This is a genomic window from Gimesia aquarii, from assembly GCF_007748195.1.
GTDB lineage: Bacteria > Planctomycetota > Planctomycetia > Planctomycetales > Planctomycetaceae > Gimesia > Gimesia aquarii.
Genome location: NZ_CP037920.1, coordinates 2,305,941 through 2,329,023 on the forward strand (window position 1 = coordinate 2,305,941; position 23,083 = coordinate 2,329,023).

General features: G+C 46.4%; 24 protein-coding genes. 20 read left to right on the plus strand and 4 right to left on the minus strand.

Going from position 1 to position 23,083, the window contains the following annotated elements; all coding sequences use genetic code 11:
• Positions 1 to 17 precede the first annotated feature (17 nt).
• Positions 18 to 638, plus strand: coding sequence for a pyridoxamine 5'-phosphate oxidase family protein (locus tag V144x_RS09255; protein ID WP_144984623.1), 621 nt, complete (start codon positions 18 to 20; stop codon positions 636 to 638).
• Between the two features lie 36 nt (positions 639 to 674).
• On the opposite strand, the gene V144x_RS09260 is transcribed toward V144x_RS09255, so the two are convergent.
• Positions 675 to 3,098, minus strand: a complete 2,424-nt coding sequence (locus tag V144x_RS09260) for a right-handed parallel beta-helix repeat-containing protein (RefSeq protein WP_144984626.1) — start codon at positions 3,096 to 3,098, stop codon at positions 675 to 677.
• A 214-nt stretch (positions 3,099 to 3,312) separates the two neighbouring features.
• Here V144x_RS09260 and V144x_RS09265 point away from each other — a divergent pair, with 214 nt between their 5' ends.
• From V144x_RS09265 to V144x_RS09305, 9 genes are all read left to right on the plus strand, one after another.
• The gene (locus tag V144x_RS09265) at positions 3,313 to 4,614 is read left to right on the plus strand and encodes an SUMF1/EgtB/PvdO family nonheme iron enzyme (RefSeq protein ID WP_197998836.1); all 1,302 of its coding nucleotides are present in this window, start codon (positions 3,313 to 3,315) and stop codon (positions 4,612 to 4,614) included.
• Between the two features lie 107 nt (positions 4,615 to 4,721).
• Positions 4,722 to 6,197, plus strand: a complete 1,476-nt coding sequence (locus V144x_RS09270; protein WP_144984633.1) for a nicotinate phosphoribosyltransferase — start codon at positions 4,722 to 4,724, stop codon at positions 6,195 to 6,197.
• A 46-nt stretch (positions 6,198 to 6,243) separates the two neighbouring features.
• Positions 6,244 to 8,226 carry an NAD(+) synthase gene (nadE, locus tag V144x_RS09275; RefSeq protein ID WP_144984636.1) on the plus strand — a complete coding sequence of 661 codons (1,983 nt, stop codon included), beginning with the start codon at positions 6,244 to 6,246 and terminating at the stop codon, positions 8,224 to 8,226.
• Between the two features lie 91 nt (positions 8,227 to 8,317).
• Positions 8,318 to 9,007, plus strand: a complete 690-nt coding sequence (locus V144x_RS09280; protein ID WP_144984639.1) for an NUDIX hydrolase — start codon at positions 8,318 to 8,320, stop codon at positions 9,005 to 9,007.
• 1 nt (position 9,008) lies between these two features.
• On the plus strand, positions 9,009 to 10,061 hold the full coding sequence (locus V144x_RS09285; RefSeq protein ID WP_197998837.1) for an ADP-ribosylglycohydrolase family protein: 1,053 nt from the start codon (positions 9,009 to 9,011) through the stop codon (positions 10,059 to 10,061).
• A 16-nt stretch (positions 10,062 to 10,077) separates the two neighbouring features.
• Complete coding sequence (gene pncA / locus V144x_RS09290) at positions 10,078 to 10,674, plus strand: bifunctional nicotinamidase/pyrazinamidase (RefSeq protein ID WP_144984645.1); 597 nt, start codon at positions 10,078 to 10,080, stop codon at positions 10,672 to 10,674.
• 74 nt (positions 10,675 to 10,748) lie between these two features.
• Complete coding sequence (locus V144x_RS09295; RefSeq protein ID WP_144984649.1) at positions 10,749 to 11,297, plus strand: RNA 2'-phosphotransferase; 549 nt, start codon at positions 10,749 to 10,751, stop codon at positions 11,295 to 11,297.
• Between the two features lie 144 nt (positions 11,298 to 11,441).
• Entirely contained in the window at positions 11,442 to 11,741 is a 300-nt protein-coding gene (locus V144x_RS09300) for a topoisomerase DNA-binding C4 zinc finger domain-containing protein (protein WP_197998838.1), read from the plus strand.
• Between the two features lie 117 nt (positions 11,742 to 11,858).
• Positions 11,859 to 12,260, plus strand: coding sequence for a hypothetical protein (locus tag V144x_RS09305; RefSeq protein WP_144984657.1), 402 nt, complete (start codon positions 11,859 to 11,861; stop codon positions 12,258 to 12,260).
• 21 nt (positions 12,261 to 12,281) lie between these two features.
• On the opposite strand, the gene V144x_RS09310 is transcribed toward V144x_RS09305, so the two are convergent.
• On the minus strand, positions 12,282 to 13,619 hold the full coding sequence (locus tag V144x_RS09310) for an SCP2 sterol-binding domain-containing protein (protein WP_144984660.1): 1,338 nt from the start codon (positions 13,617 to 13,619) through the stop codon (positions 12,282 to 12,284).
• A gap of 59 nt (positions 13,620 to 13,678) precedes the next feature.
• Positions 13,679 to 14,128, minus strand: a complete 450-nt coding sequence (locus tag V144x_RS09315; RefSeq protein ID WP_144984663.1) for a MarR family winged helix-turn-helix transcriptional regulator — start codon at positions 14,126 to 14,128, stop codon at positions 13,679 to 13,681.
• Positions 14,129 to 14,289: 161 nt separating this feature from the next.
• On the opposite strand from V144x_RS09315, the gene V144x_RS09320 reads away from it, so the two are divergent.
• The 4 genes from V144x_RS09320 (at position 14,290) to V144x_RS09335 (ending at position 16,704) form a co-directional block, all read left to right on the plus strand.
• A complete protein-coding gene (locus V144x_RS09320) occupies positions 14,290 to 14,727 on the plus strand; it encodes a MarR family winged helix-turn-helix transcriptional regulator (protein WP_144984666.1) in 438 nt (145 codons plus the stop codon).
• Positions 14,728 to 14,743: 16 nt separating this feature from the next.
• Positions 14,744 to 15,394, plus strand: coding sequence for a class I SAM-dependent methyltransferase (locus V144x_RS09325; RefSeq protein WP_197998839.1), 651 nt, complete (start codon positions 14,744 to 14,746; stop codon positions 15,392 to 15,394).
• Positions 15,395 to 15,490: 96 nt separating this feature from the next.
• Complete coding sequence (locus V144x_RS09330) at positions 15,491 to 15,886, plus strand: SRPBCC family protein (RefSeq protein WP_144984669.1); 396 nt, start codon at positions 15,491 to 15,493, stop codon at positions 15,884 to 15,886.
• Positions 15,883 to 16,704 carry an RNA polymerase sigma factor gene (locus tag V144x_RS09335; RefSeq protein WP_144984672.1) on the plus strand — a complete coding sequence of 274 codons (822 nt, stop codon included), beginning with the start codon at positions 15,883 to 15,885 and terminating at the stop codon, positions 16,702 to 16,704. The genes V144x_RS09330 and V144x_RS09335 overlap by 4 nt, the downstream gene beginning before the upstream one ends.
• 58 nt (positions 16,705 to 16,762) lie before the next feature.
• Here V144x_RS09335 and V144x_RS09340 read toward each other — a convergent pair whose 3' ends face one another.
• A complete protein-coding gene (locus V144x_RS09340) occupies positions 16,763 to 18,073 on the minus strand; it encodes a PcfJ domain-containing protein (RefSeq protein WP_144984675.1) in 1,311 nt (436 codons plus the stop codon).
• Between the two features lie 210 nt (positions 18,074 to 18,283).
• Here V144x_RS09340 and V144x_RS09345 point away from each other — a divergent pair, with 210 nt between their 5' ends.
• From V144x_RS09345 to V144x_RS09370, 6 genes are all read left to right on the plus strand, one after another.
• Positions 18,284 to 18,829 carry an HAD family hydrolase gene (locus V144x_RS09345; protein WP_197998840.1) on the plus strand — a complete coding sequence of 182 codons (546 nt, stop codon included), beginning with the start codon at positions 18,284 to 18,286 and terminating at the stop codon, positions 18,827 to 18,829.
• Positions 18,830 to 18,932: 103 nt separating this feature from the next.
• On the plus strand, positions 18,933 to 19,964 hold the full coding sequence (locus V144x_RS09350; RefSeq protein WP_144984678.1) for a DUF7638 domain-containing protein: 1,032 nt from the start codon (positions 18,933 to 18,935) through the stop codon (positions 19,962 to 19,964).
• Positions 19,965 to 19,967: 3 nt separating this feature from the next.
• The gene (locus V144x_RS09355; RefSeq protein ID WP_144984681.1) at positions 19,968 to 20,735 is read left to right on the plus strand and encodes a DUF6193 family natural product biosynthesis protein; all 768 of its coding nucleotides are present in this window, start codon (positions 19,968 to 19,970) and stop codon (positions 20,733 to 20,735) included.
• A 119-nt stretch (positions 20,736 to 20,854) separates the two neighbouring features.
• On the plus strand, positions 20,855 to 21,022 hold the full coding sequence (locus tag V144x_RS09360) for an SEC-C metal-binding domain-containing protein (RefSeq protein ID WP_144990806.1): 168 nt from the start codon (positions 20,855 to 20,857) through the stop codon (positions 21,020 to 21,022).
• 146 nt (positions 21,023 to 21,168) lie between these two features.
• Positions 21,169 to 21,909: an RNA ligase family protein gene (locus V144x_RS09365; protein WP_144984684.1), complete on the plus strand. Its 741-nt coding sequence runs from the start codon at positions 21,169 to 21,171 to the stop codon at positions 21,907 to 21,909.
• The gene (locus tag V144x_RS09370; protein WP_144984687.1) at positions 21,906 to 23,018 is read left to right on the plus strand and encodes an AAA family ATPase; all 1,113 of its coding nucleotides are present in this window, start codon (positions 21,906 to 21,908) and stop codon (positions 23,016 to 23,018) included. Before V144x_RS09365 ends, V144x_RS09370 begins: the two co-directional genes overlap by 4 nt.
• Positions 23,019 to 23,083: the final 65 nt, after the last annotated feature.

The window sequence follows — 23,083 nt, forward strand, 5'->3', positions numbered from 1 at the left end:
TTTGGGGAAGCCGAGTGATGCACGAGTACCCGAGTGATATCGCCTTTACACCGGCCGTCAAAACCATTCAAACACAAAAAGGTTCACGCTCCACTTATTCAAAAGTAGAGCGCGGGCATGGCTGGCTCACAGAAGTGACTCCGATACTCGAAGAATTCATAGGAAGCCTGGACATGTTTTATCTGGGCACAACCAATGGAGCAGGACAACCTTATATTCAATACCGTGGGGGAAGCCGCGGCTTTCTCAAAGTAATCGACCAGAAGACATTGGGCTTCGCAGACTTTGGCGGTAATCGGCAATATATTACGCTGGGGAATCTGTCTGAAAATCCCAAAGCGTTTCTGTTTCTGATGGATTATGTCAACAGCCGCCGCATTAAACTCTGGGGAACGGCTAAAGTCGTTGAGGAAGATGAGGAATTAATCAATCGCTTACACGATCCGGAGTATCCAGCCAAACCTGAACGAGCAATTCTGTTTTCGATTGAAGCCTGGGACATGAACTGCCATCAACACATTCACAGACGGTTTTCCCGAGAAGATATCTTACCGGTCATTGAAAAGCTGAAGGCTGAGAACGAGTTACTCAAAGAAAAAGTGACCAGACTCCAAAGTGCCTTAGAGTCTGGCCGTTGAAGAAAGCAGTCACCCTTATAAACTGCTTTCTGATGATCAGAAATTATTGTCGCTTGCATTTCCGGAACCGGTGTTCGTGCCCACTCCGTTTAGTGGTGTACCGGATAAGACGTTATAGCCTTTTGCTGTGTTTTGGGTCGCCGTGTTGTTTGAGAAAGTGGCTGTGTTAGCACCACTGAAAATATTCACGAAGAAACCATCGGCCGAGTTGCTCTGGGCACTGTTATTTGTAATTGTTCCGCCGACAATTGGTGCAATGAAATCGTATCCATTGAAAGTATTACTGACTGATACGTTATTACTGAATGTGCCACCAAGGAAGACATCATCAAAATCAAAACCATCTTCCAGGTTTCCTGAGGCAAAGTTATTACTGATAGTACCGCCTGCGACATCATCGAAATCAAATCCATCATCTTTGTTATCAATCGCCGAATTATTGCTGATGATCGTTCCCGTGCCGACGGTATCCCCAAATTTGATTCCGTTCGTTACATTTTCACTCGCGACGTTTCCTGTGAATGTCATGTTTGATACGTTATCAGCAAAATAGAACCCATTGAACCTGTTGTTACTTGCTGTGTTTCCAGAGAATGTGCCCCCCGTAATGTCTTGATCGAAGTAAAATCCGTCATCGTTCTTATCTGCAATGTTACTAGAGAACGTTCCACCAGAGATCGCACCGAAGAAAGCAAAACCTGCGAAATCATTGTCAATTGCTTGATTACCGCTGATAGTCCCTCCGGTCATCTGAAAAAAGTTGAATCCGAAGTTGTGATTATTATTGGCTATGTTATTTGAGAAAACTCCGTTAGACATGGTACCAAAGAAAAAGAATCCATCTTCGCCATTATCTCGTGAGGTATTATTTGAAATGGTTCCTCCGCTGATATTAGTAAAAGTAAATCCATCATAGGTATTGTTGTGGGCCGTATTATGGGCGATGGTTCCCCCGCTGATCTCATTGGAACTGTAGAAGCCGTAATCGTTGTTTCTAAACGTATTCCCTGTGATACTGCCGCCGACAAAGTTTTCTATTTCAAGACCATCGTTGTCTGTCGTCGTCCCATTTGTGCTGAATGTATTGTCAATGATCGTTCCGTTGATCGTACCGTCTAAATGCGCTCCGTCTTCCAAAGCGCCACTAATCGTGTTGCAAGCCATTGTAAAGCCGCTGATGTTGTTCCCGTAAATTCCATTCTGGCCGCCAGTAATATTCATACCCACGATGCTAGAGTTATCGGCCATGGTAAATACATCAATCGTATTGACCGTTCCATTGACCGTCGGTCGAGAACCATAATTGAAGCTGGCAACGGCACCTGAATTACAACCGACGACGTTTACGCTCTTTCCACCAGCTAGTGCGAGCTGACCATTGTTAAAGACAAACCCAGTGCTGGTGTCAATCGTACCGGCACTACCATCGAAGAGGACCACGCTGTTGGTTCCTGCACCGTTAAAGACCGCTTCGGCACCGACAGTATTGGCATCGATAACAGTAATGTTATTTAACACCTGACCGGTCTGTTGAAGCTTGGCCTGTTCCACAGGTCCCCGTGCCTGATTCAATACGATATCGATATCACGTACAATCGGGTTGACCATACGGCGTTGGAACCGAGTCAGTTTTTGACTGTCCCCATTTCCCGGTAGAGGCACACGAATTGTCAACATGCCGGTGCCTTGCGAACCGCGCAACTCATCGTATTGATATTGACCCGCCAGGACCACACGCGATCCATTCCCTAGAAACGGTAAATCAAACATCCGAAATTCGACACGCGTCCGCGGTCCCGCCATTTCCTTAAAGCCGGGGGCGGAGTTATCAAAGTAATACCCGCCGACATACCCGCGCAGTTCAGCATCCACATTCATCTCATCAAAGGTTTTCAAGAGACGACCCACTTCAAAATCGGTTCCCCAGTACGCGCGTTCTTCGCCGCCCTGCACAACAATGTTATTTCCACTCAAGTATGCGGTAGACAGCGAATCAACCCGCTTTTGTTTTAGTGTAGGGACATAACCGTTGGCCCGGAAATCCCACTCAATACTCAGCAGTTCCACACCAAAACTTCCCTGACGAAAGATATTGCCATACTCACTACGGCGGACATCGAAGAAGCCATACGCGCCAGCAATCCACTGGTCATTCATCATTTGACGATAGCCGAGTCCGAAATTTCCCTCTGCTGAGGAGTCATCGAAGATATTGCCCCGCAAATCGGCAAAGAACAGACTTTCTTCATCTTGTGACAATGGAATAAACAATAACCCCTGTCCGGTATCGTTGACTCCACCTGCCATTCCCGAAAAGTCGAAGTAGGCACGATACAGGTAATCATCCTCTTCCAGCCAGGTGGGATCCTGGCCAGAAGTCTCGGATGGGACTAGAAGGAGTAACACGAGGGACGTAAAGAGGCTCAAAACAAATTGAAAGTGAGGAAATCGCGCAAGCATGAAAATCTCGTTGGTTTCTACAATTGTTTTAAATACAATCGATGTGTTTTACATGCAGGCCCTCAAGAGCTACTTCGACAGTATGGAGGGATTTGCTTCATTTTCTCTGGAGGTATAGTATTCACGAATAAGAACAAAGTGACCGACGTGACGATTAGTTAAAATACGAAACTTAAGATAAATGAAGTCGACGTTTCACTTAGAGGAACATTTTATGACCACTAAACCACAGTTGCGACTTAGTGAGATCGAACAGAAAGTCTTAGATGTCGCGTCGGAACAGTTAGGTTTTCCGCGCGATGAGATTTCTCTCAGTGATAGACTGATTGAAGATCTTGGTTGTGATAGCTTGGATCTAATTGAGTTAATAATGGAGTTGGAAGAGGCGCTTGATACTGTGCTGCCCTCCGAATCTTCTGATCCTGTGTATAAGTCGATTTTCACTCGACAGCCCTTTCGGCTGAGTGACTTGGCAGAACTGGCTTACCTCAATCAGGGAACGGGGACACCTGGTCGAAGTCATCATTTTCGTCAACCAAAAACTGAAAAGGCACCGGCAGAATTGTTCTCATTTACCCAGTTAGATGGACGCTGGGAAAGAAGCGGTTCGACTAAATCGAACTTATTTGAATCTGTTGAGACGAAAAATTCATACCCTCAGTTTCGCAGACGCTCTGACGGTATGCTGTGCATTCAGGTTCCCACTGCTGAAGTCGAAATTGGGAGCGATCGTCCCGATGCAATTGCGGATGAAAAACCAAAGCACATCGTCAAACTGGACACTTTCCTGATTGACGCTGAACCTGTTTCGACCACCGCCTATTGCCGGTTTTTGAATTCGATTGGTGAAGTCCCTGATTCCTATTTGACAGACTGGTTTGTGCTCGACCTCGATGATGATCGAGACATTCACATGTTAATCAGAAAGGAAGGATCAGAATGGCAGCCACTACCTGGCTGTGAAAAATGGCCCATGATTCTGGTTTCCTGGTATGGAGCGAATGCCTATTCACTCTGGGCGAATGATAAGCTTTGGCTGCGCTATCAGGATGAATCTCACACAGACGCGGGCGGTTATCTGCCCACTGAAGCACAATGGGAATACGCGGCCAGAGGACAATATTCGCAGCCTTATCCGTGGGGATCTGAATCACCATCACAGGATAGAATGCGATTTGGCTTTCATCGAAAGTCTGTCAGTTATGATGTCAGCGAACTCCCATTGGCTGATGTCAATGCCAGGTTAGGGATGTCGCTCTTTGGTCTGCATCATATGGCGGGGAATGTCTGGCAGTGGTGCCGAGACTGGTACGACGCTGAATTCTATCAAAGTCCGGAAGCCATAGAGCATAATCCCCTCAACCAGACAAACACTCGTGTGCGCAGTGAACGCGGTGGAAGCTGGGTAGGACCCTCCCAATTATGCCACAGCTCCTATCGCCGCGGCCGCACACCACTGGCAAGAGGTCGCTGCCTCGGTTTTCGCTGTATCAGTTCCGTCGAAGACATTGCCTGAATTTCTAGTGATTTCCATTTTTAAGGAAAAATGAGCAACAGCAGATTGACTTCGCAATACTTAGTGTTTATAATACACTAACTTTAGTGGAAACGGAGGTCAGATCAATGTCAACACTCATGAAAATCTATGGAACGCCTTTAGCACTGCTTACTGATCTCTACCAACTCACGATGGCCCAGGGTTATTGGAAAACAGGTCGCGCAGAGCAAGAAGCCGTGTTTCATATGTTCTTCCGGAAAAATCCATTTCAAGGTGGGTTTACCATCGCTGCCGGACTGGAGTACGTTCTGAATTATTTGAACCAATTCCGATTTACGCTTGATGATATTGACTATCTTTCCGTACTGGAAGGAAACGACGGTCGTCCCCTCTTTGCAAAAGAATTTTTGGATTATCTCTCTAAGTTAGAACTGCGTTGTGACCTGGATGCTGTACCCGAGGGTACGGTTGTTTTTCCCCATGAACCACTGGTTCGAGTAAAAGGTCCCATCCTCCAGTGCCAAATTCTGGAGACAGCGCTATTAAATATTGTGAATTATCAGACTTTGATTGCGACCAAGTCAGCTCGTATCTGTGCGGCAACGGGTGGTGAGCCTGTCCTAGAGTTTGGTCTGAGACGTGCTCAGGGAATTGATGGTGCACTGGCTGCCAGCCGCGCGGCATACATTGGTGGCTGTGCGGCAACCTCAAATGTATTGGCTGGAAAACTATTTGATATTCCCGTGAAAGGAACGCACGCTCACAGCTGGGTGATGTCTTTCAACGATGAACTTTCCGCATTTGAAGAATATGCAACCGCAATGCCCAACAACTGTGTATTCCTTGTTGATACCTATGACACGTTGGATGGTGTTCGCAACGCAATCCAGGTGGGTTTACGGCTTCGAGAATCGGGTCACGAGATGGTGGGGATTCGTCTCGATTCCGGTGATTTGGCTTATTTAAGTATCGAGGCACGGCAGTTATTAGATCAGGCTGGTTTCTCCAATGCGTCGATTGTTGCCAGTAATGATCTCGATGAAGGCATTATTACCAGCCTTAAAGAGCAAGGTGCTAAGATCGCCGTCTGGGGAGTGGGAACAAAATTGGTGACTGCTTACGATCAGCCGGCATTGGGAGGTGTCTACAAACTGGGAGCGATACAGAACGAAGAGGGACGTTGGGAACCCAAAGTGAAGTTATCGGAGCAGGCCATCAAAACGTCGACTCCGGGCATTTTGCAAGTACGCCGTTTTCGTAACGGGGAAGGGGCGATTGCCGATATGATTTATAACGAATTGAATATGAACTCCTTAAACACAGTTATGGTCGACCCGTTGGATCCAACACGTCACCGCCATTTTGAAAAGGATCTGGTCGGAGATGACTTGTTGATTCCCATCGTTCGCAAGGGAGACACGGTTCATGACTGTGAGCCACTCACGGCAATCCGAGAACGGGTTCAACAGCAGCTTGGTCTATTCCATGCCGGAATTCGGCGACATGTCAAACCACATCAGTATCCGGTAGGGCTCGAAGAAGAGTTGCATCAGTTAAAAACGGAATGGATTCTCCGGGCGAGGCAGCCACAATCAAAATAATAACAGACGATGAGATAACCACAGTAGAAAATGAATTGACACGATCATGCAATTGATTCACGTCGCGGCGGTCGCCCTTAATCAGACCCCCCTGGATTGGGCAGGCAACACAACAAATATCATCAATGCCATTACAGCTGCCCGTGAGCAAGGGGCAACGCTTGTCGCTCTCCCCGAGTTGTGTCTCACTGGCTATGGTTGTGAGGATGCGTTTTTTTCCATTGATGTCCAAAAACGAGCATTGCTGGCACTCTTTGAAGTGCTACCGCATACCGAACAAGTAGTCGTCTCAATAGGACTCCCTCTGCTGCATAATGGAGCACTTTATAATTGTGTCTGCTTGATTGCTGATCAAAAGGTACTCGGATTTGTTGCCAAGAATCGTCTTGCCGGAGATGGAATCCATTATGAACCTCGCTGGTTTAAAGCCTGGGATTCGCAACAAGTCAGCGAGATTGAGATTCAGGGACGTAATTATCCAATCGGGAATCTGATTTTCAATTGTGGAGGTGTTCGGATTGGTTTTGAAATCTGTGAGGATGCCTGGGCTGCAGATCGCCCTGGTCGTGAGTTGGCAATGGCGGGTGTCGATCTCATTTTGAATCCGAGTGCTAGCCACTTTGCTTTCGGCAAGCAGGACATTCGTCGTCGACTGGTACTCGAAAGCGCTCGGGCATATGGTGTCACTTACCTCTATGCAAATTTACTCGGCAATGAAGCGGGACGTATTATCTATGATGGGGCCACATTGATTGCCAGTAGTGGAAACCTGTTAGTTGAAGGCCAACGGCTTTTGTTTTCAGATTATGTGGTCACCACGTCGGTTGTCGACGTTGATTTAACACGCATCAAACGCACACAGCTTATGAGCTTTCAACCCCATCAACAAAATAAAACACTCGCCACTGTGAAGACTGCGTTCACATTTCCGGACATCGAACCACGGTCGATCAAAAACAGAGTCGCCCCATGGGAGACCGACAAGTCTGTGAAAGAGGAAGAGTTTACCAGAGCAGTTGCCTTGGGACTGTATGACTATTTGAGAAAAAGTCGATCAAAGGGGTTCGTGGTTTCACTGAGTGGAGGGGCAGATTCTGCTGCAGTTGTTGTGCTTGTCTGGTCGTTGGTCCAATTCGGACTGGCAGAGTTAGGTCCGCAGCGATTTCAATCCAGATTGTCGCATATCAAAGAATTAGATCATCTGAACTCTGCTGAGCCGGTCGTTCAAAAATTACTCACTTGTGTTTACCAGGCCACAGAAAATAGCTCTGAGGCGACAGAGCGGGCGGCTTCCGCGCTTGCTGCATCACTGGGAGCAGAGTTTCTAAAACTCGACGTTGATCCCATCGTGCAATCGTATGTTGGCTTCGTATCGAATGCGATTGGCCGTGATTTGAACTGGGAGGACGACGATGTTGCGCTACAGAATATTCAGGCGCGTGTTCGAGCACCGGGAGTCTGGCTGCTGGCAAATCTCCGTGATGCACTTTTGCTGGCTACCAGCAATCGATCAGAGGCTGCTGTGGGATATACGACGATGGACGGTGATACGTGTGGTGGACTTTCGCCTATTGCAGGGATCGACAAAGCATTTTTACGGAAATGGTTGGACTGGATGTGCCATGCAGGACCGATGGGAGTTGGTAGCCTGTCCACTTTAGAACTGGTGAATCGTCAGGAACCGACGGCGGAACTACGGCCTCAACAAGCCGGACAGACAGATGAAAGCGACTTGATGCCTTATGAATTGCTCGACTGGATCGAGCGGGCAGCCATCCGTGATAAGAAGGGACCGGTTGATTTATTTCGGATGGCTCGCGCAGAATTTCCCGACTACCAGCCCGCAGAACTTGCGGACTGGGTCGCGCGTTTCTTTCGACTCTGGTCGCGAAATCAATGGAAGCGTGAACGTTATGCGCCGTCATTTCATCTGGATGATGAGAATCTGGATCCGAAAACCTGGTGCCGCTTTCCCATCCTGTCGGGGGGCTTCGAACAAGAGCTGTTGGAGATGAATGATTTATTGTAATACCAGATTAATATGACTGGTTTTTAAGTATCGTGCGAACCTCAGAAATATTTAATTGTCATGGTGTTTATATTACACTAAAGGAATCGAAATGAAATACAGTTATGAATACCCGAGACCTGCCTTAACGGTGGATTGTGTGGTTTTTGGATTGGATGAAGAAGATCTAAAAGTATTGTTAATCCAGCGCGATCTTCCTCCGTTTGAGGGTCATTGGGCATTACCCGGTGGTTTTGTTCGATTGGACGAGACACTGGACGAAGCCGCTCGTCGCGAGCTTGCAGAAGAAACCGGAATCGAAAAAGTATATTTAGAACAACTCTACACAGTTGGCGAAATAGATCGTGACCCGCGAGAACGTGTCGTGACGGTTGCTTATTATGCTTTGGTGAAGCTTTCCGATCATCGGATTCATGCGGCCACTGATGCGCGTAACGCGGCCTGGTTTGCCATTGATGATGTTCCATCACTTGCATTCGATCATCCGACGATTTTGAAAATGGCCCACGAGCGGTTGAGAAACAAAGTTCGATATCAACCTCTGGGATTTGAATTACTGCCGACCAAATTCACGTTGCGACAGATTCAGCATCTCTATGAAGTCATCCTGGATCGACAGCTTGATAAGAGGAACTTCCGCAAAAAGATTCTCAGTATGGGGATTCTTATCGAGTTGGATGAAGTCGAGACAGATGTTGCACATCGCGCAGCCAGGCTCTACAAATTTGATCGTCGTAAGTATCGACGCCAGACAAAACAGGGGTTTCACTTCGAGGTTTAGTATGGATCGTTATTCTCAAATCCTGGGTTGTATTCTTGGTACAGCGGTTGCTGATGCTGTAGGACTGAAACGCGAAGGTCTTTCCAGGAATCGGGCTCAACGAATCTATGGTGACCCGCCGCTCAATCCGAGTCTGATTTTCGGACATGGAATGTGTAGTGACGATACGGAACACACTCTCATGGTGGGGCGTGCATTAGTGATTTCTCAAGGAGATGTCGTTCAATTTGAAAAGCAATTCGCACGTGAACTGAAGCATTGGTTCCTGTGCATGCCTGCAGGAGTAGGGTTTGCAACATTAAAAGCGTGTCTGAAACTTTTAGTCGGATTTCTTCCACAAAAAAGTGGTGTTTTTAGTGCCGGCAATGGACCAGCGATGCGATCGGCTTTGTTGGGAGTTTGTGCTACCTCAGACGAACATTTAGTAGAGCTGGTACGAGCCAGTACACGGATGACACATACCGATCCAAAGGCTGAAGAGGGGGCATTGCTGATTGCCAGGGCATCTCGGATTGGTACTGAAGGAAAACAAAATCATCCCATCGCTTTTCTAAGAAATGCTGGGGAATGTATACAAAATGATGAGTTGAAAGCTTCAATTCTTAATGCAGTTCAATTTTTATCAGAAGGAAAGTCACCTGATCTTTTTGCACAGTCAGAAGGCTGGGCAAAAGGAATTAGTGGCTATGTCAATCAAACCGTCCCAGCGGCACTGTATTGCTGGGCGTATTCACCAGAGAATCTCCGCCAATCGGTGGAAAACGCTGTGATGTTGGGAGGCGATACCGATAGTGTGGCCGCTATCACCGGTGCTGTTTGTGGAGCTAATTCAGGTGCTAACGCCATTCCTTCGGAATGGATCGAACGTCTGATCGAATGGCCTCGAACAAAAGTATGGATGGAATCTTTGGCAATGAAAATAGCAAAAGTACTGGAATCAACTGAACCACAGAAGCCGCCTTCAATGTACTGGTTGGCAACAATTCCTCGAAATATGGTATTTGCTTCCGTGGTGATTGCGCTAGGTCTCAGAAGGTTGCTTCCTCCTTATTAATCCAGGCTCTTGAACAATGAAGGCTTTAATTTTAATTGACATTCAATACGACTTCATGCCTGGAGGAGCACTGGCGGTTCCAGAAGGAGATGTGATTGTTTCGGTTGCCAATCGCTTAATACCAGAATTCGATCTGGTTGTTGCCACGCAGGATTGGCATCCCGCCGATCATCAGAGTTTTGCCAGTCAGCATAATGAAAAGCAAGTAGGAGATCTGGTCGATTTAGAAGGATCAGAACAAATATTGTGGCCGGATCATTGTGTTCAAGGAACACAGGGAGCAGAACTACATGCTCAGCTGGAAGTCGACGGTATCCATCGTATCTTTTACAAAGGGATTGATAAGCAAATCGACAGCTATAGTGGTTTTTACGATAACGATCTTCGACAGTCCACAGGGCTTTTCGAGTTTTTAAGCGAACGTGGAATCAGCGAAGTTGTCATTATGGGACTGGCGACAGATTATTGTGTCAAATTCACGGCCCTTGATGCAGTCAAGCTTGGTCTGAAGACCAGTGTTATTCAAGAAGGGTGTCGGGGAGTAGATCTCAATCCGGGAGATGTGTGGCGGGCCTATGAAGAAATGAAAATGGCAGGTGTGGTTCTTGTCTAATGCAGTCTGACAATGAACTGAAGCATCCTCAAAAATGAGTAATAACAAAAAATAAATAGTTAAGAATAAATAAAATGAACGAAAAAGAAATCAGAAAGAAAAGTAAATTCCTGAGTCTTGTACTCAGACATCAGCCCGAAACAATCGGGATCGAACTCGATGAGTCAGGTTGGGTTGATATAGAAACACTTTTGACATCAATGGCAGAGCATGGCAAGACCATGTCGCGGGAAACATTGGAACTTGTCGTCAATACAAACGACAAACAGCGATTTTCATTGAGTGAAGATGGAATGCGCATCCGAGCGAATCAAGGGCATTCTGTAAAAATCGACCTGGGTTATCAGGCTGCCATTCCGCCGGAAATCCTGTTTCATGGGACACCGCAACAGTTTGTCGGTGCCATTGCGCATGGAGGGCTGATGAAAATGAAACGGCATCATGTTCATCTGCATGTTGATGAAAAGACCAGCCTCAACGTAGGAAGTCGACGTGGAAACCCAGTCTTACTCAAAGTCCGAGCACTCGAAATGCACCAGGCAGGATTCGAATTTTTTGTCACTCCTAATGAAGTATGGTTAACAGATCATGTTCCCGTGGTATACATCGAATTTCCCCGATAACCAATTGTTTCAAAGGTAAGCGTTGCTAAGGAGATTTTTTCTGCATCGTGAAATAGTTTACAGTTTTGACAGGAATGAATCAGTACGGTACCTCTTTGGATTAGTTAATTTCTATTGAACTCGATTTCTTCACGAGAGGTTCTCGTGAAAAAGAAGGCTGCCTGTAGCGAACATGCTGACCTGTCTCCCACAGGCATTACTTGTCCTGAATGCACAGAAGGAGAAATTGTGCCGACCCGAGGGCGGTTTGGTCTGATGTGGGCCTGTTCGGCACGTCCCAAGTGCAAGTTTTGGTTGAAGGCCCGTCCTACAGGAAAACATTGCAAACATAAGCGAAATCGCAAGACTTGTGGTGCTTTGATGATGGAAGGAACAAAGACAATTCCTGAACGTTGTAGTGACAAAGAGTGCCCGAATCATAATTCTCACAAATTGAAGGCATGATGTCGATGAACCGGTTCACATGTCTAATTTCATAACGACATTGAAACAGAAATCACAACAGGCTATCGTACCAGTCTGTGATAGCATGAGATCAACTCACAAACTGAAGGAGAGACGATGCAAGGATTTGTCAAATTTAATAAAGGTGTCATGAGTATGCCGAAGCCCATTAAAGCTTGGTTATTCGTGCTCATCTTTTTTAATGGCTTTGCTCCGATCTTATTTCTGCACCACACCGAAGCACAAGCAGCCCTGGCTGCGCTGTTTGGGGCGGCCCTGCTCATGTCTTTCCTGACGGCCCGCTTTGGATTCACACGCATTCTTGGTCTGGGTCACATTCTCTGGATTCCATTCGTCGGGTGGCTGGCAATGCGTGTCAGTCAAATTCCCGCCGATGATTCCTTCGGCTTCTGGGTTCGTGGAATCATGGTCGTGAACTCACTGTCTCTGATCATGGACGCCATTGATGTCATTCGCTATGCCAAAGGAGAACGCCAGGAATTAGTTCCCGATCTTTGAATTATGTCTTTTCTTGAAGACTTATTGGGGAAAGCATTTCCCAAAAGCAAGCAAGAGTTTGGGGGAGCCTTTCAGACGAATCTTCCGCCGCAGCAATGCCCAGACGATGTTTTTTTCTTTCTTTAAAAAGCCAAGCCACGTTTTCGTATCGGCGGTCACGCGCAAATCGGGTTCGCCTTGGTGTCCTTCTTCAACATTGACTTTCTGATTCTGAATCACAATCGTGGCTTCTTTTGCTTCATCGCCAGTAAAGATGAAGTGATATGTGGCATTTAAGCCCTTTGACTTACCGGGTTGAAAGACCAGAGGAACTCCTCGGATGAATCCGTCAATGTTGCTGGGACGCAAACTATTTCCTACATGTTTCGTCTGTTTGTAAGGAAACCGTTTAGCAACGTGTTGTTCGGCATCGGAATTCTTGAGAACATAAATCGTTTCTGCTTTTTGTTGCAGCGGACGCACATTCTCTTTGAGGTGTGTTTTCTTATCAGCGAGATACGGGGCAATCACATCTTCTCCGGCAGGACAGACTGATAGGCAATACGCGGCCTTATAGTTGGCCCCGAAGGAGAGACTCTGCCACATCGAGGAAGATTCGGAATCGTTCACGCGATGACGATAATCGATGGCATTTTTGCTGTCGGCCACTTGTTCGGTCCAATCGGTGAAGCCTCCCATGAACTCTTTATAATTGTGCGTGTAACAGGCTGAAAAGTTAAAGTCCCCTTCAGGAGAAATCACTCCCACAGGGCAGGCGGCCACACAGAGTTTGCATTCCAGACAAGGATTAAAGTCGATGGGTCGGCCATACTCGGTGACCTCGGCATCAACCAGAATCGTCCCCAATAAAATGAAGTTGCCGAACTTCTGATGGATGACATTGCGGTGTATGCCCATCATTCCCAAGCCTGCAGCCACAGCAACCGGTTTGTGTGACACGACCCAAATCTTTCCCGGAAAATTATCCATCTCCATGGGAAAACCCATGGACGGATTGAGCGCTTTGATACCTTCGTCCTCCAATGTCCTTACGAGATCACGACCAATTTCATTGACCTCATCGCCTGTGTGATGAAATTCGAGATTTGCCACCGAACGCGCAGGCGAACGAATCGGTTCCCGGTTCATCCGCACAACATAACTGATCAGCGTTTTGGTACGAGGAAAAGCATTCAGGATGTCTTCTCGTTGATCATCCAATGCCGGCCTTTCCATTTCGACGAAACCGACATCGTCGGTCCCTTTATCAAGGACGAGTTGACGTAGCCAGTTGGCATCGAGTGGTTGAGTCACTTCCTCGACTCTGTCCGTTTCCTGTTGACGGATGCGCCTCACTGTGGGGTGTTCTTCCAGGCTCATTTTAGACGCCTTTTAATTTGTATATACAATTAAATGGTTAAAAAAAGAGAAAGTGAAAATCAGGATTTGATTTTATTCACTCGTTTTACAGCTTGATTTAATTGCCCAGTAATATTTTCTCCTAAGAGTTGCTTCGCTTGTTCCTGAGCCTCTTTCCACGCAGGGGCTGCTTGCTCTAAGAGTTTTCTACCTTCGCTTGTCAGACGAAAAGGTTGTGCCCTTCCATCTTCATCAGGAATGACCTCCAGCCAACCTCGAGCCTTCATGCGTTCGACATTGCGGCTGAGCGTGGAAACATCGAGATGTAAAGCCGCGCACACATCGGCAGGTCGAGCCGTGCCCAGCTTGCCAACCGCAACCAGGATATTCATCTGGCTGACTTTAGCACCCGTCTGGCGCAGCGCATCATCATAGATCTTTGAGATCACTCGATTCAGGATTCTCATCCGGACGGCAATGCACTCACTGGCAATCAGGTCGGTCAAATTGTCTAGCTTGTTGTCTTTCATCTCTTTCCTCGTTCATATTTTATTGTATATACAAATAAAAGTGTGTCAAGCACTGTATCTGAAGATCTTCAAATGATTGTCGATTTCAAGAAAGGACAAAACGTTAATTTTTTAATAATTTATATTGACAACTATATTGTCAATAAGACAATATAGTTGTCATGAATCAGAAAAAACCATCCATTGAAAATTTGATCGACGAGACCGTCCTGCTGTTTCACCGTTTACGAGTGGTTGCTGATGAGCTTCACGGGGGAGGCGAGCTCGCTGCCGGAAAGCGGGGGGTATTAAAAGGGTTGTATGAAATTGGTCCACAAACAGTTCCCCAGATGGCGCGTGCGCGTCCGGTCTCGCGCCAACACATTCAGAGCCTCGTGAACCCACTCGTGGAGGAAGGATATGTTGAATTCATCGACAACCCGCATCACAGGCGGTCCAAACTTGTTCAACTGACTGGCACCGGACGCGTCTTTGTCGAAAAGATGCAGTTGAGAGAAGCTGAAGTCTTTCAAACTCTGTCCGCAAAGTTTTCAGAATCCAGGCTCACACAGGCCACACGCACACTGCGGTCGGTTCGCGAGTGCTTCGAAAAAGAATGAATCAGGAACACACATTATGACGGCGACTTCATCCGAATCGCATCCCATCAGTGTCTGTAAGTCTCACGGTCTGGCGGGACAGTTTGGACATCCTACAGGATTTCTGGGATTGTTAGTTGGACGGCTTATGGCGACCAAGAATCGATTCATGAATCAGGCAGTCGTTGAACTACTTGATGTCCAACCAAATGAATCTATATTGGAGATCGGATTCGGCCCCGGTACTGCCATTCAGGAGCTTATCAGAACAACGAAGGCCACACGGATTGCGGGCGTTGATCCTTCCACACTGATGTTATCACAGGCATCCCGCCGCAATCGACGTGGGATTCAAACAGGTCAGGTTGATCTTAAGTTGGGATCAGCCTCACAAATTCCGTTTGACGAGGAAACCTTCGATAAGGTGTTTGCTGTGAACAGTTTTCACCACTGGTCAGATCCGATAAGGGGACTCAACGAAGTCCTCCGTGTTTTGAAAAACAAGGGACAGCTAATATTGGCTTTGCGTGCCGCTCTACCGCAAAAGCGAATGTTTTCTGCTCCCGGGTTCACTGAACAGCAGATGGAACAGGTCGAACAACGTTTGCAAGCTGCGGGTTTTTCGGAGACCAGACGAGTCGAACGGGAAGCCGGCAGAAATATAGTTTGTTTGATTTCTCAAAAATAATCTCTTTCTCAGTCACACCTCGATCAATGGGTGAGTCTAAAACTCTGTATCACAGAAATAAGACTTTTTTAACCCCCACTTAATCGAGGTGAAACTATGAAATCTGCTACATTAAGCGTCACTATTGCCGCTACTCCTCAGGACGTATTCGACTATGTCTCTGACCTGCAAAATATGCCACTTTGGGCTGTCAATTATTGCCAGGGAGTTCGTCAAGAGGGCGATCGATGGATTGTGACGACCCCGTTTGGCGAAATCGAAACGACTGTTGAAGCCAACGCCGAGTATGGTATTGTGGACTTCCACTCACAAGCTGCAGCTGATGTAGACGTTTTGACGCCTACTCGTGTCGTCGCGAATGGTGAGCAGACCGAGTATATTTTCACTTTTTTTCAAGATCCAGGCATGTCTAATCAAGAATTTCAAGCGGGTCAAAAGAGTTTGCAGGAAGAACTGAATCTTCTCAAGCGACTGGTAGAGGAGAAATCATGAATCTCGATATACTCGTCGAAAAAGCGAGAGCCGGTAGTCGTGAAGCACTCGAACAGGTTGTCGAGGCGATTCAGGATGAGATCTACCGTTTGTCAATTCGCATGCTTTGGCATCCTCACGATGCCGAAGATGCGACGCAGGAGATTCTCATTCGGGTTGTGACAAATCTGAATGCATTTCGTGGCGATTCGGCTTTCAAGACGTGGGTATATCGCATTGCCTCGAATCATTTGCTCACAACGCGCAAGCGGCGCGCGGAACAGAAACCCATCAGCTTTGAGGAGTTCGCCGCTGATCATGCAGAAGGACTTTCCGATGCGCCACCCGACGGGTATACAGAAGCCGAACAAAAGCTCCTGGTCCAGGAAGTCAAAATCGGCTGCACACAGGCGATGTTACTTTGCCTGGACCGAGACCACCGACTGACGTACATTCTCGGCGAGATTCTGGAATTCACCAGCGTTGAGGGAGCAGCCATTTTGGAGATCACTCCAGAGGCATTTCGAAAACGACTCTCCCGCAGTCGAGAGCGAATTCAGCAGTTCATGGAAGGACATTGCGGGTTAGTCAATTCCGGAGCGGCATGCCGGTGTCACAAACGAGTCAAACAAGCAATTAAACTGGAACATGTAGATCCGAACCATCTGCTCTTCCCAAATCATCCGGCTTCCGAGAAGATGGAAATTGCAGATGTTGAACAACATGTCGCTCAACTCGAAGCCCTCCATAAGAGTGCCGCCGTATTTCGCTCGAATCCTGAATTTGACGCACCCGGGAAACTTCTGAAAACGGTTCAATCTCTGTTTGATTCGGATTAGGGGGGCTCTTTTCTATCAAAGTAATCCGTGATAAAGCCGTAAAATAAAATGTTTAATATCAGGCTGTTTCGCTGAACTTCAATCCCTCCTGGGCAGCCCAGCGATTGAGTTTGTCTTGTACTGAATCACTGGCTTCGCAATTGTGTTTACCACTAGCCTGAGAGATGAGTTTCGATTTCGGTAACACTTCGATTGTCAATTTACGTCGTCTACGTTTTCCTTTCTGTATACCCAATGACCAGATTGTGGTTTTGCGGCGGGCACAATCGGATATATAATCCGCCACACAATGGTCCATGATCCGTCCTTCATTATGAAGTTGTCGGGGAGTGAGCAATTCTTCGATAGTCCAGACGGTGCCTTCCTCTTCACACTGAAATGACCCAATATTGCTGCGCTGCCAGGGGAAATCCAGAGGGTTCACATGTGGAGGTGGCATCATGCCTTTTTCAATCAGTTCGGAGCGCCAATGTACCATGTGACGCCGCAATGACATCAAAGAACGCCCACGTAATGAAAAATCGGGTTGTACTGGTCCGTCACCTGCTCCAGGTCCCCAGGTTTTTTCAGCCGGTTTAAATCGTTGTTCATGAATGAACCGAACGATCTCAACAATCTCTTCTGTAGCAATCGGTGCATTCTGAATCAGGAAACGAATCACTGATTCCCAAAACTCTTCATCTTCTCTTGGTGTCCACAGACAGGTTTTTCTGATCAGGATGCGGGCCAGTCGATCGTCGCCTCCGAGGGCGCGCACCTGTGACCAGCGTAGTGTTTCGATGGGATGTAGGTCGTCTGGCGCCTGCATGAACAGCGCTGCTATCCGTTTGGTCATCCGAAAAGAATAAAGGCTCGAAAACTGACGAACACTTTGTCCCGTCGCCAGGTGCAGATAGAGTTGCATCCCCCAGTCCTTGTAATGTTCAGACCACCAGACAGGTGCCATAAAGTTTGGCACCGGGTATTGATCAAACAGATGTTGCACCAGCGAACGCATCTGCACAAACGGGCTGGCCTCAGGAACCGACCAAGTCTCAGGGAGGCGTTCCCATTTTCGTCGGGAGCGAGCGATTCGTTCACACGCTTTGATGATCCGTTCTGTGTCAGTTGGTTTAGCTACATAGGGAGCCCCTACGCGAGGCGAAAGTATACATGTCTTAGCGCGAATCGCATGAATTAATTGCCAGAAATGATTTCTAACTCCACGCAGTGAGCAAGCATAGCGCGCAATAAAATCGTCCAGCCGACAGGCGGCATGATGTTTTTGTTGTTGAGAAGCCATGGTATCAGTACAAGAAATAAGAGTCACGGACAGATCGACGATGTACGCACATCGCTCCGGAAGCAGCATCATTCGCGCAGTGGGCACCAACAATGCTTCGTTCTACGTTTCAGATTGAACCCATTCTTATTAACATGACTTTCACCAGTAGCTTGCAGAGCCCCGTATTTAATGAGGCGGAACCAGAAAACAGATTGCGTGTCTTAATGAAAACAGCAGTATGAGAGCCGCAACAAATCTAACGACATCGACACATCCAATGCACACTGGTTCGGATTTTTTCGAGAGAGTACCGAAATGAATAACGAAGATCAAATTCTGCTGATTCTCGATGTAGACGAAACGTTGCTGTATGCTGCGGAGCGCTGTTTACATCGTGATTCAGATTACAGGGTCGGTCCGTACTTTGTTTATTTACGCCCCTTCCTGATCGAATTTCTAGAACAGACTCATGAGCATTTCCAAATCGCAGTCTGGTCCTCTTCCAGTTGTGATTATGTCGAAGCAATCGTCAGTACGATCTTTCCTAACGAGATACAACCAGAATTTGTCTGGAGTCGAACACGGTGCGTGCCACGACTTGATCCTGAGAGACACATACATTATTTCGTGAAAGATTTGAAAAAAGTCAAACGACGAGGATATGATCTAGACAAGGTATTGATTGTTGAAGATACACCGCAGAAAGTAGAACGCAATTATGGAAATGCCATCTATGTTGCTCCTTTTTATGGTGATGATACGGATCAAGAATTGAAATTCCTGTCGGAGTATTTGTTGCGTATCAGATCGCTTCCGGATTTACGGCGGATTGAAAAACGAAATTGGAAAAATCGTTTTTGAAGCAGCATAAATCGGGATTTGATTTATAATGTATTTATCAAACCTTAGGGTGTTAACATTGTCTGTTTGCCCTTTTCAAAACTAAGAACCCTAAAATCATATTATGACTACATCATCAATCATTCGTACTCGTCCCAAGCCCCTTGGCCAGAGTCCAGGAATTGCGATCCCCGGATTTATTCATAACGGTACTTATTTTTTTACTGAACTGGATGTTTTTGCCGATGGTTTATTCGAATGTTGGGGAGGAGTCGACTTGGATTTCCTTACAAGAAATTTGGAGAGCGGTTGGATTTCGCCGATGATTCCTAATGGAGCAAACTTCAATATTCACGAACTAATCAGTGGAAAGGTAGTTTCTGGAAAATGGACACACAATCAAGATTCGTTACACGAAAGGCTTCTGAACTGTTTGCAGGTATTAAATCCGGAAATGAAGGATCTATTTGATTTTAAAGGTGAAGATGTAGAACTGCGGGATGGAGCAAGATATTCCAAAGTGGGGCTGATTGATGTCACTCCCTGTCAGAAAGTGTGTGTAGAAAATAGTCCTGTCGGTAAGTCCCGTTATGCTTTCGTTTGTCAGAACGGGCAGGAATATTTAGTCCCTTTGCGAATTTATGCCGATGGTGGAATTGACGTTCACCCACTTTTGGGTGAAGAGAAGTTAATCGACTTCAATGAGCTTGAATACATGATCAAAACAAAGGATCTTAGCATGACCGTTCCGGATCATACGGTCATCGAAATAGATACGTTCGGGCGATTTGAAATTGACGACATAAATTTTGGAATCAACAATCCAGTAGAATTTTTAACTGAAGTTCAAGACATAATTTTAGAATTGAATGGAAAACCTGATTCTGTCACAAGATGTCGCGAAGTATTTCAACAATATTTAGAGGACCCGACAGTTTTAAACCAGAAGTTATTAAAAGAGGCCTACGAAGCAATTCCGCAGCACAATCGAATGTATGTCGGCGATATGGATACGAAAGACATACCGGTCCGGATAGCTATCTATGGGGAAAATGAAATTGAAAACTGGTCACACCGTATAGTTGCTCGCTTAGAAAGTGATTCTAATCTCCCCACTATTAATATACCTAAACCCAAAGATAAAGGTGGTGAATAATCAATGGCATCCCAGGCCTTTTATCCAGACCTAGCGGAACCAGGAGCGTTGGCTGAACACTTACTAATGGGAATTGGTGAGATTGATAACGAGCTTCTAGTCAAATCCTGGCCAGAAGTAATTGAAGCTCAAGCAGAGGGCAAGCATTTTCACGGAACCCGACTATTCCATTCTCACTCGAGTGCAACGATTTATTGCGAACACCGATCCGTATATTTATATCTTGAGGCGGAAAGACGCATGTTTTGCATTAACTTCGCTGCTGAAGGAGTCGAAGCCGCCAGGGCTCATACATCAGATCTTGTTGTGTCAGCAAGTTTCTTTCGTCGGTGGGGCATCGACCATGTCAGTCCCGATGCACTTGATAGCGAGTTTTCCTGTGTTGAGCTGACCGAGAGAAAATCTGCTCTAGAAGAAGTAGAATCCAGATGGAATTGGTACCAAGAATCGATTGCCGAAGGGGATCCCGACCTAGTTGCCTTCTTTGAAGTTGCTTCGCTTGTGCCGGAACTCAGGCAACTTTACCCCTTTAAAAGCGTGTATTATTTTTGTTTTAGTCGCTGTACTCATTATCCTTTCACCAAAGACTGTCCTTACGTAAAACCCAAATATGACAGTGAAACTCATAAAGTGATCACGAATTATTACCAAGTTCTGTTACATGAAAAAGTTTTAGGTGAAGGAAATGCACAAGAAGTAGTTCAAATCGTTCTCCAGCATCTACCAGAAGGCTGTGGTCCGGCGGTTTCCTGCTCTGCAGATTATCTCTAAAACCAGCGAACTTGTTTGCTGAATTGGTGTCTTGTATCGAAATCAACTCTAAACTGATTCACAAGGGAGGTGTAAGATGTGCGGTCAAGAATTCGATGAACAGCCGTTTTTTCGAGACGATGAGCAAACGTCGTAAAGGGTTTCCATCCGAAACACAGGTCAAGCGAGGAGTGCAGATTGTTCACGGCGACAAGCTGCTGGAAGAAAAACTGGGCCGCAATGACTTGTGCCCTTGCGGTTCCGGGAAACGATTCAAAAAATGCTGTCTCAAGAAAGGTTGCTTTTGACGGTGTGAACAGGAATCACTTTTTTTAGAGATTGAATCAGATTACATCCCACTTGGTAAGGACTCACCAAGTGGGATGATTCATAATAGCCGCTCTGTAATAGAGACGAATTTACGATTAGTCAATAAGTTAGAAACTCCGATGCGATGGGTAGTTCAAACGAAGAATTCACAAAATATCCACGAACGCCCCATTTATTTGGCTCTACTGGTACCGATGATGACAAGCACCTCGGCGAGCAGGAATCAATTAAGTTCATCTCTGACGAGTCACTGATCGTCGAGGAAAAAATTGATGGTACCAATGTGGGCATCCATTTTAAGCCCGACGGTCAGATGGTTCTCCAATGCCGGGGACACATCATCACGGAAGGGATGCACCCACAGTATGATCTCTTCAAACAGTGGGCTGTTGTGAAGCGGTCTGTGCTTGAAAAAATGCTGGAGTGTAATTTTATCCTGTTCGGTGAATGGGTCTATGCCAAACATTCGATTCACTATCAACGACTCCCACACTACTTCTTTGAGTTTGATATCTACGATAAGCAAGCTAGAGTATTTCTCAGTTTGAAGCGACGTTTAATGTTATTAGAAGGAACAGGCATCGAAACTGTACCCGTGATTTACACAGGGGCATTAAAGAAAAAGCAACTCGAAAAACTGATCGAACCATCAGCGTTCAACAGTGAGTTCGAAAATCCGCTGACAAACCAAATTGACAACTTGATGGAGGGACTTTATCTGCGAACTGAGTCAGAAGGTGTGGTTTCAAAAAGAGCCAAATTTGTTCGTCCGGAATTTGTAGAGAAAATTAAACAGAGTCAACACTGGCAACATCAGGCTCTGATACCCAATTTATTATCAAAAGAAGCAGACATCTGGTCATGAACTGGAATCAACTCTCATCGCATTCGCTTGACGAAATTCTGGATTGGGCAGAAGCTCAAAGTTGGTGTCAAGCGATGGCACAATGCAATCAAGACCGTGGCTGGCATTCTGAGGGTGATGTCTGGACCCACACACGGATGGTCTGCGCGCAGTTGCCTGAGCTGGAAGAATGGGAGACGCTCAATTCGCATGAGCAGACCGTCTTGATTTTTACGGCTCTACTACACGATGCGGGAAAACCGCTGACAACCCAGATTGAACCTGAAACAGGGCGTATCAGATCACCCAAACATGCGATTAAGGGGGAGCATCTGGCCCGTGCGGTTTTACGTGATCTCGGTTGTAACTTGGCGACACGTGAAGAAATTGCGCGCCTCGTGCGTTTTCATGGCCGTCCTGCTTTCTTATTAGAAAAAGCAAATCCCGATCAGGAAGTGGTCTCACTTTCATGGCTCGTCAATAACAGATTGCTTTATCTGTTTGCGCTGGCTGATACGCGTGGCAGAACGACAGATTCAATGCAGCGTCCTGAAGAGAATCTGCGACTCTGGAGAATGGTGTCCGAAGAAAACCAGTGTTTCGATCAGCCGTACCCGTTTGCGAACGATCAGGCTCGTTTTTTATTTTATCGCCACAGTGAACCGAATCTGCATTACATTCCACATGAAGATTACTCCTGTACGGTTACTATGCTGTCAGGACTGCCTGGCAGTGGGAAAGACACATGGCTGGCGAAACAACAAGTTGATCTTCCGGTTGTGTCTCTGGATGATGTGCGGGGAGAACTGGAAATACATCCTACCGAAAATCAGGGGAAAGTTGCGCAAGTCGCTCAGAAACGCTGCCGTGATTTCTTGAGAGCAAAAACGTCTTTTGCTTATAACGCGACAAATCTCTCTCGTCAGACTCGTCAACGTTGGATTAACTTATTTGCCGACTATGGAGCGCGTATCGAAATCGTCTACATCGAACCAAAGTTTGAAATAATACTTCAACAAAACAGACAAAGAACAGACCCGGTTCCGGAAAAAGTGATCCACGAACTTGCTCGAAAATATGAACCTCCCACAATCACGGAAGCTCATGCTCTTGTGTTCTCAGAGGGTTGATTCACTATTTCCATCGCTATTTGTTATTTTGTAGTTTTGAACTACATTCAAATGTTTTGTTATTG

Bases quoted from the DNA above. Each gene is read 5' to 3' on its own strand.
- V144x_RS09255 (WP_144984623.1), top strand. From the start codon at position 18: ATGCACGAGTACCCGAGTGATATCGCCTTTACACCGGCCGTCAAAACC.
- V144x_RS09260 (WP_144984626.1), bottom strand. From the start codon at position 3,098: ATGCTTGCGCGATTTCCTCACTTTCAATTTGTTTTGAGCCTCTTTACG.
- V144x_RS09265 (WP_197998836.1), top strand. From the start codon at position 3,313: ATGACCACTAAACCACAGTTGCGACTTAGTGAGATCGAACAGAAAGTC.
- V144x_RS09270 (WP_144984633.1), top strand. From the start codon at position 4,722: ATGTCAACACTCATGAAAATCTATGGAACGCCTTTAGCACTGCTTACT.
- nadE (WP_144984636.1), top strand. From the start codon at position 6,244: ATGCAATTGATTCACGTCGCGGCGGTCGCCCTTAATCAGACCCCCCTG.
- V144x_RS09280 (WP_144984639.1), top strand. From the start codon at position 8,318: ATGAAATACAGTTATGAATACCCGAGACCTGCCTTAACGGTGGATTGT.
- V144x_RS09285 (WP_197998837.1), top strand. From the start codon at position 9,009: ATGGATCGTTATTCTCAAATCCTGGGTTGTATTCTTGGTACAGCGGTT.
- pncA (WP_144984645.1), top strand. From the start codon at position 10,078: ATGAAGGCTTTAATTTTAATTGACATTCAATACGACTTCATGCCTGGA.
- V144x_RS09295 (WP_144984649.1), top strand. From the start codon at position 10,749: ATGAACGAAAAAGAAATCAGAAAGAAAAGTAAATTCCTGAGTCTTGTA.
- V144x_RS09305 (WP_144984657.1), top strand. From the start codon at position 11,859: ATGCAAGGATTTGTCAAATTTAATAAAGGTGTCATGAGTATGCCGAAG.
- V144x_RS09310 (WP_144984660.1), bottom strand. From the start codon at position 13,619: ATGAGCCTGGAAGAACACCCCACAGTGAGGCGCATCCGTCAACAGGAA.
- V144x_RS09315 (WP_144984663.1), bottom strand. From the start codon at position 14,128: ATGAAAGACAACAAGCTAGACAATTTGACCGACCTGATTGCCAGTGAG.
- V144x_RS09320 (WP_144984666.1), top strand. From the start codon at position 14,290: ATGAATCAGAAAAAACCATCCATTGAAAATTTGATCGACGAGACCGTC.
- V144x_RS09325 (WP_197998839.1), top strand. From the start codon at position 14,744: ATGACGGCGACTTCATCCGAATCGCATCCCATCAGTGTCTGTAAGTCT.
- V144x_RS09330 (WP_144984669.1), top strand. From the start codon at position 15,491: ATGAAATCTGCTACATTAAGCGTCACTATTGCCGCTACTCCTCAGGAC.
- V144x_RS09335 (WP_144984672.1), top strand. From the start codon at position 15,883: ATGAATCTCGATATACTCGTCGAAAAAGCGAGAGCCGGTAGTCGTGAA.
- V144x_RS09345 (WP_197998840.1), top strand. From the start codon at position 18,284: ATGAATAACGAAGATCAAATTCTGCTGATTCTCGATGTAGACGAAACG.
- V144x_RS09350 (WP_144984678.1), top strand. From the start codon at position 18,933: ATGACTACATCATCAATCATTCGTACTCGTCCCAAGCCCCTTGGCCAG.
- V144x_RS09355 (WP_144984681.1), top strand. From the start codon at position 19,968: ATGGCATCCCAGGCCTTTTATCCAGACCTAGCGGAACCAGGAGCGTTG.
- V144x_RS09360 (WP_144990806.1), top strand. From the start codon at position 20,855: ATGAGCAAACGTCGTAAAGGGTTTCCATCCGAAACACAGGTCAAGCGA.
- V144x_RS09365 (WP_144984684.1), top strand. From the start codon at position 21,169: ATGGGTAGTTCAAACGAAGAATTCACAAAATATCCACGAACGCCCCAT.
- V144x_RS09370 (WP_144984687.1), top strand. From the start codon at position 21,906: ATGAACTGGAATCAACTCTCATCGCATTCGCTTGACGAAATTCTGGAT.